At 55.9% G+C, this 13,789-nt stretch carries 12 protein-coding genes and 1 other annotated feature (1 of these 13 cut by a window edge); of the genes, 11 read left to right on the plus strand and 1 reads right to left on the minus strand.

Annotated elements, in window-relative coordinates; genetic code table 11:
* The 11 genes from dnaA to QMG90_RS00055 all read left to right on the plus strand — a co-directional run bounded on the left by dnaA (position 1) and on the right by QMG90_RS00055 (position 13,194).
* Positions 1–1,398 carry a chromosomal replication initiator protein DnaA gene (gene dnaA / locus QMG90_RS00005; RefSeq protein ID WP_049848755.1) on the plus strand — a complete coding sequence of 466 codons (1,398 nt, stop codon included), beginning with the start codon at positions 1–3 and terminating at the stop codon, positions 1,396–1,398.
* A gap of 4 nt (positions 1,399–1,402) precedes the next feature.
* The gene (dnaN, locus tag QMG90_RS00010; RefSeq protein WP_283281989.1) at positions 1,403–2,503 is read left to right on the plus strand and encodes a DNA polymerase III subunit beta; all 1,101 of its coding nucleotides are present in this window, start codon (positions 1,403–1,405) and stop codon (positions 2,501–2,503) included.
* Entirely contained in the window at positions 2,503–3,576 is a 1,074-nt protein-coding gene (gene recF, locus QMG90_RS00015; protein WP_283281991.1) for a DNA replication/repair protein RecF, read from the plus strand. The genes dnaN and recF overlap by 1 nt, the downstream gene beginning before the upstream one ends.
* A gap of 28 nt (positions 3,577–3,604) precedes the next feature.
* The gene (gene gyrB, locus QMG90_RS00020; RefSeq protein ID WP_283281993.1) at positions 3,605–6,019 is read left to right on the plus strand and encodes a DNA topoisomerase (ATP-hydrolyzing) subunit B; all 2,415 of its coding nucleotides are present in this window, start codon (positions 3,605–3,607) and stop codon (positions 6,017–6,019) included.
* A 153-nt stretch (positions 6,020–6,172) separates the two neighbouring features.
* Positions 6,173–6,988 carry a sugar-phosphatase gene (yidA, locus tag QMG90_RS00025; protein ID WP_283281995.1) on the plus strand — a complete coding sequence of 272 codons (816 nt, stop codon included), beginning with the start codon at positions 6,173–6,175 and terminating at the stop codon, positions 6,986–6,988.
* 224 nt (positions 6,989–7,212) lie between these two features.
* Entirely contained in the window at positions 7,213–7,902 is a 690-nt protein-coding gene (dgoR, locus tag QMG90_RS00030) for a D-galactonate utilization transcriptional regulator DgoR (protein WP_283281997.1), read from the plus strand.
* Positions 7,899–8,774 (plus strand): 2-dehydro-3-deoxygalactonokinase, encoded by an 876-nt coding sequence (locus QMG90_RS00035; protein ID WP_283281998.1) that lies wholly within the window; start codon positions 7,899–7,901, stop codon positions 8,772–8,774. Before dgoR ends, QMG90_RS00035 begins: the two co-directional genes overlap by 4 nt.
* Positions 8,758–9,375, plus strand: a complete 618-nt coding sequence (locus tag QMG90_RS00040) for a 2-dehydro-3-deoxy-6-phosphogalactonate aldolase (RefSeq protein WP_283282000.1) — start codon at positions 8,758–8,760, stop codon at positions 9,373–9,375. Before QMG90_RS00035 ends, QMG90_RS00040 begins: the two co-directional genes overlap by 17 nt.
* Entirely contained in the window at positions 9,372–10,520 is a 1,149-nt protein-coding gene (dgoD, locus tag QMG90_RS00045; protein ID WP_283282002.1) for a galactonate dehydratase, read from the plus strand. The genes QMG90_RS00040 and dgoD overlap by 4 nt, the downstream gene beginning before the upstream one ends.
* Positions 10,521–10,578: 58 nt before the next feature.
* On the plus strand, positions 10,579–11,916 hold the full coding sequence (locus QMG90_RS00050) for an MFS transporter (RefSeq protein ID WP_283282004.1): 1,338 nt from the start codon (positions 10,579–10,581) through the stop codon (positions 11,914–11,916).
* 51 nt (positions 11,917–11,967) lie between these two features.
* Positions 11,968–13,194, plus strand: coding sequence for a YidR family protein (locus tag QMG90_RS00055; RefSeq protein ID WP_283282006.1), 1,227 nt, complete (start codon positions 11,968–11,970; stop codon positions 13,192–13,194).
* Between the two features lies 1 nt (position 13,195).
* Here QMG90_RS00055 and QMG90_RS00060 read toward each other — a convergent pair whose 3' ends face one another.
* Positions 13,196–13,528, minus strand: a complete 333-nt coding sequence (locus QMG90_RS00060) for a YceK/YidQ family lipoprotein (RefSeq protein WP_283282008.1) — start codon at positions 13,526–13,528, stop codon at positions 13,196–13,198.
* A gap of 235 nt (positions 13,529–13,763) precedes the next feature.
* Positions 13,764–13,789: a sequence feature (ROSE (Repression Of Heat Shock gene Expression) occurs in the 5'-region of heat shock genes and acts as an RNA thermometer to modulate expression.), on the plus strand; it runs 48 nt beyond the window's last position.

A 13,789-nucleotide genomic window follows, 5' to 3' on the forward strand; every position in this document is an offset into this window, starting at 1 on the left:
GTGTCACTTTCGCTTTGGCAGCAGTGTCTTGCCCGATTGCAGGATGAGTTACCAGCCACAGAATTCAGCATGTGGATCCGCCCGTTGCAGGCGGAACTGAGCGATAACACGCTGGCTTTGTACGCGCCAAATCGTTTCGTGCTTGACTGGGTAAGGGACAAATACCTGAATAATATCAATGGACTGCTGAACGATTTCTGCGGTACCGATGCCCCTCAGTTACGCTTTGAAGTTGGCACAAAACCCGTCGCGCAAACGGTAAAAGAGCCGGTTCATGCGGCGGCGCCTGCCCAGGTGGCGCAGATCCAAATGCCGCGCACCGCGCCTGCTCCACGTCCGGGTTGGGATAACGTCCCGGCGCCGGCAGAACCGACCTACCGTTCTAACGTCAATGTTAAACACACTTTTGATAACTTCGTCGAAGGTAAATCAAACCAGCTGGCGCGCGCGGCGGCCCGTCAGGTGGCCGATAACCCTGGCGGCGCCTATAACCCGCTGTTCCTGTATGGCGGCACTGGCCTCGGTAAAACGCACTTGTTGCATGCGGTGGGTAATGGCATCGTGGCCCGTAAGCCGAACGCCAAAGTGGTGTACATGCACTCTGAGCGCTTTGTTCAGGACATGGTCAAAGCGCTGCAAAACAACGCCATCGAAGAGTTCAAGCGCTACTACCGTTCCGTTGACGCGCTGCTTATTGATGACATCCAGTTTTTTGCCAATAAAGAACGATCCCAGGAAGAGTTTTTCCACACCTTTAACGCCCTGCTCGAAGGCAATCAACAGATCATCCTGACGTCGGATCGCTATCCGAAAGAGATCAACGGCGTTGAGGATCGTCTGAAATCCCGCTTCGGCTGGGGGCTGACGGTGGCGATCGAGCCGCCGGAGCTGGAAACCCGCGTCGCGATCCTGATGAAAAAAGCCGACGAAAACGACATTCGTCTGCCGGGTGAAGTTGCGTTCTTTATTGCCAAACGTCTGCGTTCCAACGTTCGTGAGCTGGAAGGGGCGCTGAACCGCGTCATCGCCAACGCCAATTTTACCGGCCGGGCGATCACTATCGATTTCGTGCGTGAAGCGCTACGTGATTTGCTGGCGCTGCAGGAAAAACTGGTCACCATCGACAATATCCAGAAGACGGTGGCAGAGTATTACAAGATCAAGGTGGCGGATCTGCTTTCCAAGCGCCGCTCCCGCTCGGTCGCACGTCCTCGCCAGATGGCGATGGCGCTGGCAAAGGAGTTAACCAACCACAGTCTGCCGGAAATTGGCGATGCGTTTGGTGGCCGCGACCATACCACCGTGCTGCACGCTTGTCGTAAAATCGAACAGTTGCGTGAAGAAAGCCACGACATCAAAGAAGATTTCTCAAACTTAATCAGAACATTATCTTCGTGACGCTATGAAATTTACCGTAGAACGTGAACATTTATTAAAACCGTTGCAACAGGTGAGTGGTCCGTTAGGTGGCCGCCCAACGCTGCCGATTCTCGGTAACCTGCTGCTTCAGGTCGCAGACGGCGCGCTGTCGCTGACCGGTACTGACCTCGAAATGGAGATGGTGGCTCGCGTCGCGCTGATTCAGCCGCACGAACCCGGGGCAACGACCGTTCCGGCACGTAAATTCTTTGATATCTGCCGTGGCTTGCCGGAAGGGGCGGAAATCGCGGTGCAGCTCGAAGGCGATCGAATGCTGGTGCGCTCTGGCCGCAGCCGCTTCTCGCTCTCCACGCTGCCTGCCACCGATTTCCCGAATCTCGACGACTGGCAAAGCGAGGTGGAATTCACCCTGCCGCAGGCGACGATGAAACGTCTGATTGAAGCGACCCAGTTCTCAATGGCGCATCAGGACGTTCGTTATTACCTGAACGGGATGCTGTTCGAGACCGAAGGCGAAGAGTTGCGTACCGTGGCGACCGACGGTCACCGCCTTGCGGTGTGCTCGATGCCCATTGGCGAGCCGCTGCCGAACCATTCGGTGATCGTGCCGCGTAAAGGGGTGATTGAACTGATGCGTATGCTCGACGGCGGCGACAACCCGCTGCGCGTGCAGATCGGCAGCAACAACATCCGCGCCCACGTTGGTGATTTTATCTTCACTTCCAAGCTGGTTGATGGCCGTTTCCCGGATTATCGCCGCGTATTGCCGAAAAACCCGGACAAACACCTGGAAGCTGGTTGTGATATCCTCAAACAGGCCTTTGCCCGTGCGGCAATCCTCTCGAATGAGAAATTCCGCGGCGTGCGGCTGTATGTCAGTGAAAACCAGCTGAAAATCACCGCTAACAACCCGGAACAGGAAGAAGCGGAAGAGATGCTGGACGTCACCTACGGCGGCACCGAAATGGAAATCGGCTTTAACGTCAGCTATGTGCTGGACGTCCTCAACGCGCTGAAATGCGAAAACGTGCGCATTTTGCTGACCGACTCCGTCTCGAGCGTACAGATTGAAGATGCCGCATCACAGTCGGCTGCTTATGTTGTCATGCCAATGAGACTGTAATGTCGCTCTCCCGCTTGTTGATCCGCGACTTTCGCAACATCGAAAGCGCGGATCTCGCCTTATCCCCCGGCTTTAATTTTCTGGTTGGCGCCAACGGCAGCGGAAAAACCAGCGTTCTGGAAGCCATTTATACGCTCGGCCACGGTCGGGCGTTTCGCAGTTTGCAAATTGGCCGCGTGATCCGTCATGAGCAGGAATCCTTTGTGCTGCATGGTCGTTTGCAGGGGCAGGAGCGCGAAATCGCCATCGGCCTGATGAAAGACAAGCTCGGCGACAGCAAAGTGCGCATCGACGGCACTGATGGTCACAAGGTGGCGGAGCTGGCGCTGCTGATGCCGATGCAACTGATTACGCCGGAGGGGTTTACTTTACTCAATGGCGGCCCCAAATACAGAAGAGCGTTCCTTGACTGGGGATGCTTTCATAACGAAGCAGGATTCTTCACGGCATGGAGCAATCTGAAGCGCCTGCTCAGACAGCGTAATGCTGCGCTGCGTCAGGTGACCCGTTATGCGCAGCTGCGTCCGTGGGATACCGAGCTTATCCCGCTGGCAGAGCAGATAAGCCGCTGGCGCGCCGAATACAGCGCGGCCATTGCGGAAGATATGACGGACACCTGTAAGCAGTTTTTACCCGAGTTTTCTCTGACCTTCTCTTTCCAGCGTGGCTGGGAGAAAGAGACGGACTATGCCGAAACGCTGGAGAAAAACTTCGAACGCGACCGCCTGTTAACGTACACCGCGCACGGCCCGCATAAAGCGGATTTTCGTATTCGCGCCGACGGTGCGCCAGTGGAAGACACGTTGTCGCGCGGGCAGCTCAAACTCCTGATGTGCGCACTGCGTCTGGCGCAAGGGGAGTTTCTCACCCGCGAAAGCGGGCGACATTGCCTGTACCTTATAGATGATTTTGCCTCTGAACTGGATGATGCGCGCCGCGGGCTGCTGGCCAGCCGTTTAAAAGCGACGCAATCACAGGTTTTTGTCAGCGCGATCAGCGCTGAACACGTTATGGACATGTCGGACAAAAATTCGAAGATGTTCACCGTGGAAAAGGGTAAAATAACGGATTAACCCAAGATAAAATGAGCGAGAAACGTTGATGTCGAATTCTTATGACTCCTCCAGTATCAAAGTCCTGAAAGGGCTGGATGCGGTGCGTAAGCGCCCGGGTATGTATATCGGCGACACGGATGACGGCACCGGTCTGCACCACATGGTATTCGAGGTGGTAGATAACGCTATCGACGAAGCGCTCGCGGGTCACTGTAAAGACATCGTGGTAACGATCCACGCGGATAACTCCGTCTCCGTTACTGATGATGGCCGTGGCATCCCGACCGGTATTCACCCGGAAGAGGGCGTATCCGCCGCGGAAGTGATCATGACCGTCCTGCACGCGGGCGGTAAATTCGATGACAACTCCTATAAAGTGTCTGGCGGTCTGCATGGCGTCGGCGTCTCCGTGGTTAACGCCCTGTCGCAGAAGCTGGAACTGATTATCCACCGCGAAGGCAAAATTCACCGTCAGATTTACGAACACGGCGTGCCGCAGGCACCGCTGGCGGTCACCGGTGATACTGAAAAAACCGGGACTATGGTGCGTTTCTGGCCGAGTCTGGAAACGTTCTCCAACCATACCGAATTTGAATATGAAATCCTGGCGAAACGCCTGCGCGAACTGTCGTTCCTGAACTCCGGCGTCTCTATCCGCCTGAAAGACAAGCGTGACGGCAAAGAAGACCATTTCCATTACGAAGGCGGCATCCGGGCGTTTGTTGAATATCTCAACAAAAACAAAACCCCGATCCACCCGACGATCTTCTATTTCTCAACTGAAAAAGACGGTATCGGCGTGGAAGTGGCGTTGCAGTGGAACGATGGTTTCCAGGAAAACATCTACTGCTTTACCAACAACATTCCGCAGCGCGACGGCGGTACTCACCTTGCGGGCTTCCGCGCGGCGATGACCCGTACCCTGAACGCCTACATGGACAAAGAAGGTTACAGCAAGAAAGCGAAAGTCAGCGCCACCGGTGACGACGCCCGTGAAGGTCTGATTGCGGTTGTTTCTGTAAAAGTGCCGGATCCGAAGTTCTCCTCACAGACCAAAGATAAACTGGTCTCTTCTGAGGTGAAATCGGCGGTAGAACAGCAGATGAACGAACTGCTGAGCGAATACCTGCTGGAAAACCCGTCTGACGCGAAAATCGTGGTCGGTAAAATCATCGACGCGGCGCGTGCCCGTGAAGCGGCGCGTAAAGCGCGTGAAATGACCCGTCGTAAAGGCGCGCTGGACCTCGCCGGTCTGCCGGGCAAACTGGCGGACTGTCAGGAGCGCGACCCGGCATTGTCCGAACTGTACCTCGTGGAAGGGGACTCCGCGGGCGGTTCTGCGAAGCAGGGCCGTAACCGTAAGAACCAGGCGATTCTGCCGCTGAAGGGTAAAATCCTCAACGTCGAGAAAGCGCGCTTCGACAAAATGCTCTCTTCTCAGGAAGTGGCGACGCTTATCACCGCGCTCGGTTGTGGTATCGGTCGTGACGAGTACAACCCGGACAAGCTGCGCTATCACAGCATCATCATCATGACCGATGCGGACGTCGATGGTTCGCACATCCGTACGCTGCTGTTGACCTTCTTCTATCGTCAGATGCCGGAAATTGTCGAACGTGGTCACGTTTATATTGCGCAACCGCCGCTGTACAAAGTGAAAAAAGGCAAACAGGAACAGTACATCAAAGACGACGAAGCGATGGATCAGTATCAGATCGCCATCGCCCTTGATGGCGCGACCCTGCACGCTAACTCAAGCGCCCCGGCGCTGGCTGGCGAGCCGCTGGAGCGTCTGGTGTCTGAGTTCAACGCCACGCAGAAAATGATTGGCCGTATGGAGCGTCGCTACCCGCGTTCGCTGCTGAAAGCGCTGATCTATCAGCCGACATTGACCGAAGCCGATCTCTCTGACGAGCAGACAGTCACGCGCTGGGTCAATGCGCTGGTGACTGAGCTGAACGAAAAAGAGCAGCACGGTAGCCAGTGGAAATACGACATCCGTGAGAACAAAGAACAGCAGCTGTTTGAGCCGATCATCCGTGTGCGTACGCACGGCGTGGATACCGACTATCCGCTCGATCACGAATTTGTGACCGGCCCGGAATACCGTCGTATCTGCACGCTCGGTGAGAAACTGCGCGGGTTTATCGAAGAAGACGCGTTCATCGAACGTGGTGAGCGCCGCCAGCCGGTGTCCAGCTTCGAAGCCGCCCTCGACTGGCTGGTGAAAGAGTCCCGCCGTGGCCTCTCCATCCAGCGTTATAAAGGTCTGGGCGAGATGAACCCGGAACAGTTGTGGGAAACCACCATGGATCCGGAAAGCCGTCGTATGCTGCGCGTGACCGTTAAGGACGCCATTGCTGCCGACCAGCTGTTCACCACGCTGATGGGTGACGCGGTTGAACCACGTCGCGCCTTTATCGAAGAAAACGCCCTGAAAGCGGCGAATATCGATATCTAAGCCGTTTGTTTCCCCGGTGGTGCTATGCTGCCGGGGTTGCAAAAAGAGGATTCATTCCTCGCCATCTTATCCCCCTTTTCCCGCCTCTCTTTTGCTGTTTTTTGAGCTAAATCGCGTTAGCATGAGCGCAGACTCATTTAATCCGGGGAAAACATGGCAATTAAACTCATCGCGATCGATATGGACGGCACCTTATTGTTACCGGACCATACCATCTCTCCTGCTGTTAAAAATGCCATCGCTGCGGCGCGTATGCGTGGCGTCAACGTTGTACTGACGACAGGGCGTCCGTATGCCGGGGTGCATCACTACCTCAAAGAGTTGCATATGGAACAGCCGGGGGATTATTGCATCACCTACAACGGGGCGCTGGTGCAGAAAGCCAGTGACGGCAGTACCGTTGCGCAAACCGCGCTGAGCTATAACGATTATCTGTACCTGGAAAAACTGTCCCGCGAAGTCGGCTCGCACTTCCACGCGCTGGATCGCAACACGCTTTACACCGCTAACCGCGATATCAGCTATTACACTGTGCATGAATCTTACGTCGCTACCATTCCGCTGGTGTTCTGCGAAGCGGAGAAAATGGATCCGGCCACCGAGTTCCTGAAAGTGATGATGATTGACGAACCGGTGGTGCTCGACAAGGCCATCGCCCGTCTTCCGGCTGAAGTGAAAGAAAAGTACACCGTACTGAAGAGTGCGCCGTACTTCCTCGAAATCCTCGACAAGCGCGTCAACAAAGGCACTGGTGTGAAATCGCTGGCGGAAGCGCTGGGTATTCAGCCTGATGAGATCATGGCGATTGGCGATCAGGAAAACGACATCGCGATGATTGAATATGCGGGCGTCGGCGTGGCAATGGATAACGCAATCCCAACCGTCAAGGAAGTGGCGAATTTCATCACCAAATCAAACCTGGAAGACGGCGTCGCGTACGCTATCGAGAAGTACGTTCTCGCGTCATAACACCCCTTCTGAACACTACAGCGCAGCGAGCTTCGGTTAGCTGCGCTTTTTTTTATCCCTGAATTGTTCTTTTTGTGATCTAAATTGTAGTACAACACATTTGTATTGTACTACATTGAAGGCGCGCAAACGGATGAACCCCACAAATTTGTACTGCAAAAGTGAGGTGAAATTCAGCGGTCGGGGTAAAGTACACATGGACGCACAGAGCATAAGGACTCTCCATGAATCTCAACAAAACCGACCGCATTGTTATCACGCTGGGCCGTCAGATCGTTGACGGGAAATATGTGCCCGGTTCGGCGCTGCCTGCAGAAGCCGATTTGTGTGAAGAATTTGAAACCTCGCGCAACATCATTCGCGAGGTGTTTCGTTCGCTGATGGCCAAACGGCTGATCGAAATGAAACGTTATCGCGGCGCGTTTGTCGCGCCACGCAACCAATGGAATTACCTCGACACGGACGTGCTGCAGTGGGTACTGGAAAACGATTATGACCCGCGGCTCATCACTGCGATGAGCGAAGTGCGAAATCTGGTGGAGCCGGCTATCGCCCGTTGGGCAGCGGAACGCGCCACCTCCAGCGATCTGGCGCAAATTGAATCGGCGCTCAACGACATGATCGCCAACAACCAGAATCGCGATGCATTTAACGAAGCGGATATTCGCTACCACGAGGCGGTGCTGGCATCGGTGCATAACCCGGTGTTGCAACAGCTGAGCGTGGCGATCAGTTCGCTCCAGCGGGCGGTATTTGAACGTACCTGGATGGGCGATGAGGCCAACATGCCGAAAACGCTCCAGGAACATAAGGCGCTGTTCGATGCGATACGGCATCAGGACGGCGAAGCAGCAGAGCAGGCAGCGCTCACCATGATTGCCAGCTCGACACGACGGTTGAAGGAATTCACATGACATCACGCTACATCGCCATTGACTGGGGTTCGACCAATCTGCGCGCCTGGCTATATCAGGGCGATGAATGCCTGGAGCACCGGCATTCAGAAGCAGGCGTCACCCGTCTTAACGGAAAATCCCCTCAGGCGGTGTTAGCGGAAGTGACGCAGGGCTGGCGCGACAGTGCTACGCCAGTGGTGATGGCGGGCATGGTCGGCAGCAATGTTGGCTGGAAAATTGCCCCGTATTTACCTGTTCCTGCCCATTTCTCTGCCATTGGCGAGCAGTTAACGTCAGTTGGCGACAATATCTGGATCATTCCCGGTCTGAGCGTCGCGCGTGACGATAACCACAACGTGATGCGTGGCGAGGAAACACAGCTGCTTGGCGCGCGTGAAATCGCATCCTCATCGCTGTACGTCATGCCCGGCACCCACTGCAAATGGGTGCAGACCGACCACCAGCAAATTCTTGATTTCCATACTGTGATGACCGGTGAGTTGCATCACCTGTTGCTGCGCCATTCGCTGATTGGTGCGGGTCTGCCGGAGCAGATGGTTTCCGCAACGGCCTTCACCACCGGTCTCGAGCGTGGCCTCGCCTCTCCTTCCCTTTTACCGCAGCTGTTTGAAGTGCGCGCCGCCCACGTTCTGGGGGCGCTGCCGCGCGAACAAGTGAGCGAGTTTTTATCCGGTCTGTTGATCGGCGCGGAAGTGGCCTGCATGGGCAACCGCTTTGCCGACGGACAGATCGCTATTGTCGCCGGACATTCACTATCGGTGCGTTATCAGCAGGCGCTACAGGCTGCCGGACGCAACACCGTGCTGGTGGACGGCGATACCGCATTTCAGGCTGGTATAAGGAGCATCGCCCATGCAGTGGCAAACTAACCTCCCGCTGATCGCGATTTTGCGGGGCATCACGCCGGACGAAGCGCTGGCGCATGTTGGTGCGGTTATCGACGCGGGTTTCGACGCCGTCGAGATCCCGCTGAACTCACCGCAATGGGAGAAAAGCATTCCGGCCGTCGTCGCTGCGTTTGGTGATAAGGCACTGATTGGCGCCGGTACGGTGCTGAAACCGGAGCAGGTGGACGCGCTGGCGGAAATGGGGTGCAAACTGATTGTGACGCCAAATATCCAGCCGGCGGTGATCCGCCGCGCTGTGGCGCACGGTATGACGGTCTGCCCCGGCTGCGCAACCGCGACGGAAGCCTTTGAGGCGCTGGATGCTGGCGCACAATCGCTGAAAATTTTCCCCTCTTCGGCGTTTGGCCCGGCCTATATCAAAGCATTGAAAGCCGTATTACCGCAGGACGTGCCCGTGTTTGCGGTGGGCGGCGTCACACCGGAAAACCTCGGGGAATGGATTCAGGCAGGGTGCGCAGGTGCCGGACTCGGGAGCGATCTCTATCGTGCCGGGCAGTCCGTTGAGCGAACCGCGCAGCAGGCCGCCGCATTTGTTCAAGCGTATCGAGAGGCAGTGCAATGAAAATAACCAAACTCACGACATACCGTTTACCGCCACGCTGGCTGTTTCTGAAAATCGAAACCGACGAAGGCGTGGTTGGCTGGGGCGAGCCGGTGATTGAAGGCCGTGCGCGCACCGTGGAAGCCGCTGTGCATGAAATGGGCGATTACCTGATTGGTCAGGACCCGGCGCGGATTAACGATCTCTGGCAGGTGATGTACCGCGCCGGATTCTATCGCGGCGGCCCGATCCTGATGAGTGCAATCGCCGGTATCGATCAGGCGCTGTGGGATATCAAAGGCAAAGTGCTGAACGCTCCGGTGTGGCAACTGATGGGCGGCCTGGTGCGCGATAAAATCAAAGCCTACAGTTGGGTCGGCGGTGACCGTCCGGCAGAGGTGATTGATGGCATCAAAACCCTGCGCAACATCGGTTTTGACACGTTCAAACTGAACGGTTGTGAAGAACTGGGCGTGATTGATGATTCGCGCAAAGTGGATGCGGTGGTGAACACCGTGGCGCAAATCCGCGAAGCGTTCGGCAATGGCATTGAATTTGGTCTGGATTTCCATGGTCGCGTCAGCGCGCCAATGGCGAAGGTGCTGATTAAAGAGCTGGAACCGTATCGCCCGCTGTTCATTGAAGAGCCGGTGCTGGCGGAGCAGGCTGAATATTATCCGAAGCTGGCGGCGCAAACGCATATTCCGATTGCCGCAGGCGAGCGCATGTTCTCGCGCTTCGAATTTAAACGGGTGCTGGAAGCGGGCGGTATTGCCATTCTGCAACCTGATTTGTCGCATGCCGGCGGGATCACGGAATGCTACAAAATCGCCGGGATGGCGGAAGCGTATGATGTGGCGCTGGCGCCGCACTGTCCGCTTGGACCAATTGCGCTGGCCGCGTGTCTGCATATCGACTTCGTGTCGCGCAATGCCGTATTCCAGGAACAGAGTATGGGGATTCATTACAATAAGGGCGCGGAATTGCTCGACTTTGTAAAAAATAAAGATGATTTCAGCATGGACGGTGGATTCTTTAAACCGTTAACGAAACCAGGGCTCGGCGTGGAGGTTGATGAAGAAAAAGTCATCGAAATGAGCCGGAATGTGGCCGACTGGCGCAACCCGCTGTGGCGTCACGAGGATGGTTCCGTCGCCGAGTGGTAATCGGCAGAAGCAAATAATTAAAAATATTTTTTCTTACACCCTCTGTAAATTACAGGGCATGGTGAGCGGCTTCGCTATGCCCAGAATCTGGAGACAGATTGCGATGGAAATATCAGTGACTGCTGCAAAAGTCGGGCGTCGGCGTTATCTGACCCTGATTATGATCTTTATTACGGTTGTGATTTGTTATGTCGATCGGGCAAACCTCGCCGTGGCATCGGCGCATATTCAGGAAGAGTTCGGTATTACCAAAGCTGAAATGGGATATGTCTTTTCGGCGTTTGCCTGGCTGTATACCCTGTGCCAGATCCCGGGCGGCTGGTTCCTTGACCGCGTGGGCTCGCGCTTAACGTACTTCATTGCGATTCTGGGCTGGTCGGTGGCAACGCTGTTCCAGGGGTTCGCGACGGGACTGATGTCGTTGATTGGCCTGCGTGCGATCACCGGTATCTTTGAAGCGCCGGCGTTTCCCACCAATAACCGCATGGTGACCAGCTGGTTCCCGGAACACGAACGTGCTTCTGCGGTTGGGTTCTACACCTCCGGGCAGTTCGTCGGCCTGGCGTTCCTGACGCCGCTACTGATCTGGATCCAGGAGCTGCTGAGCTGGCACTGGGTGTTCATCGTCACCGGCGGGATTGGCATTATCTGGTCGTTTATCTGGATCAAGGTCTATCAGCCGCCGCGTCTGACCAAAAGCATTTCCACGGCTGAACTGGACTACATCCGTGAAGGCGGTGGTCTGGTGGATGGCGATGCGCCAGTCAAGAAAGAGGCGCGTCAACCGCTTACGATGGCAGACTGGAAGCTGATTTTTCATCGTAAATTGCTCGGCGTGTATCTGGGGCAGTTTGCGGTGACCTCAACGCTATGGTTCTTCCTGACCTGGTTCCCGAACTATCTCACTCAGGAAAAAGGCATTACCGCGCTGAAAGCCGGGTTTATGACTACCGTACCGTTCCTGGCGGCCTTCTTCGGCGTCCTGCTCTCCGGCTGGCTGGCAGATAAAATGGTGCGCAAAGGCTTCTCGCTGGGTGCGGCGCGTAAAACGCCGATCATCTGCGGACTGTTGATTTCCACCTGCATCATGGGTGCCAACTACACCAACGATCCGGTGTGGATTATGACGCTGATGGCCATCGCTTTCTTTGGCAATGGTTTCGCGTCAATCACCTGGTCACTGGTCTCTTCGCTGGCGCCGATGCGTCTGATCGGCCTGACCGGCGGCGTGTTCAACTTCGTTGGCGGCCTCGGTGGTATTACCGTGCCGTTGGTGGTGGGTTATCTGGCGCAGGATTACGGTTTTGCTCCGGCGCTGACCTATATCGCCGTGGTGGCGCTGCTTGGTGCGCTCTCCTACATCCTGCTGGTCGGTGATGTGAAACGGGTAGGCTAAACGCAGCACCTGAGATACCCTGATGCGATGGTCATGCATCAGGGTATCCTAATGAAACAAGTCACGTTCTCCCCCCGCCATCATCAGCTCACCAATACGCAAACCTGGACGCCGGACAGTCAGTGGCTGGTGTTTGATGTGCGTCCGTCTGGTGCCTCGTTTACCGGTGAAACTATTGAGCGCGTTAATATCCATAGCGGTGAGCTCGAAGTGATTTACCGGGCGACCGATGGCGCGCATGTCGGTGTAGTGACGGTTCACCCGCAGGAAGAACGGTATGTTTTTATCCACGGGCCGGAACATCCTGATGCGCACTGGCAGTACGATTTCCATCACCGTCGCGGTGTGGTAACGCACAACGGCGAAACCCATAACCTCGATGCCATGGATATTACGCCGCCCTACACCCCCGGCGCGTTGCGTGGTGGCAGCCATGTTCATGTTTATCGCCCGGACGGCAAGGCCGTCAGCTTTACCTATAACGATCACGTCCTGCATGAGCGCGATGCGGCGCTGGATTTGCGTAACGTTGGCGTCGCGGTGCCGTACGGGCCCGTAATGCCGCGTGGTCAGCATCCACGGGAATACGCCGGGAGCCACTGGTGCGTGCTGGTCAGCCATACCACGCCAACGCCAGCACCGGGCAGTGATGAGATCAACCGTGCCTATGAAGAGGGCTGGGTGGGCAATCACGCGCTGGCGTTTATCGGCGATACGCGTTCGTTACAGGGCGAGAAAGTGCCGGAGCTGTTTATTCTGACGCTGCCGGAAAACGAAGCCGGCTGGAAACAGGCGGGGCGAGAACCGCTGGAAGGGACGAGCAGCACCCTGCCAGCACCGCCCGCCAGCGTTCGGCAAAAACGTCTCACCTTCACGCATCAGCGCGCGTATCCCGGTCTGGTTAACGTTCCGCGCCATTGGGTGCGGGCAAATCCGCAGGGGAGCGATATCGCCTTTCTGATGCGTGACGACAACGGCGTGGTGCAGTTGTGGCTGATATCTCCGCAGGGCGGAGAGCCGCGTCAGCTCACACAGACAGTGAATGGTATTCAGTCGGCGTTTAACTGGCATCCGTCAGGAAACGTGCTGGGATGCGTGGTAGATAACCGGATTGCCCTGTGCGATGCAACAACCGGCACCGTGATGTTTTTAACCGACGGGCATGGCAACTTGCCCTCAGCCGATGCGGTGGTGTTTTCGCCTGATGGTCAGTACATCGCCTGGATGGAAGAGGTGAACGGTTTTCGTCAGCTGTGGGTGACGGAAACCGGCTGTTAAGCTATTTCACTGGCATGGGCGCGGGCGGGATCACGGCGTTGGTGGCCTGCGTTTTTTGCTCGCTTTTCTCCACGCGCGATTTCACCGAATTGTCGGTACGGAACAGATCCCACGGCAGCAGGAGGGTGTCCATGACGGCGGTAAAAGGCATATCCAGCGCGACCAGCGATTTGGTTCCCCAGTTAGTGTCGTCATCGCCAAGCATGGCGGCGCTGGCGCGCGTGCCGGGATAAGTGCCTTCCTTACCACCGGTATGTGACATCACGCTCGAACAGCCGCCGAGAATCATCATTCCACTGAACAGAGTCAGCTTTAGCAGAGTCAGTTTTATCATAATAATAGTTTTGTTGTGATGCCTGTGTCGTTGGGTTATATCGACCCGCAGATCAAATAGAAAGCCCGGGAGCGCTGCACTGTGGCGGCTGTCTCACTTTAACCTTTAGTGCTGTAGTTCAGTCTAAACACTCAGCCTGAAAGTGCAAAAAAACTCAGACAACGCCCCTTGAAATGCGTTCCGTTGCACCCATTTTATGAGTACGGCCCGATGTGGAATACGCCTGAGGGGTATTCCGGGTAAAACGACCTGTCCATGATG

The sequence above is a fragment of the Trabulsiella odontotermitis genome, from assembly GCF_030053895.1.
In the GTDB taxonomy this organism is placed as follows: Bacteria; Pseudomonadota; Gammaproteobacteria; order Enterobacterales; family Enterobacteriaceae; genus Trabulsiella; species Trabulsiella odontotermitis_C.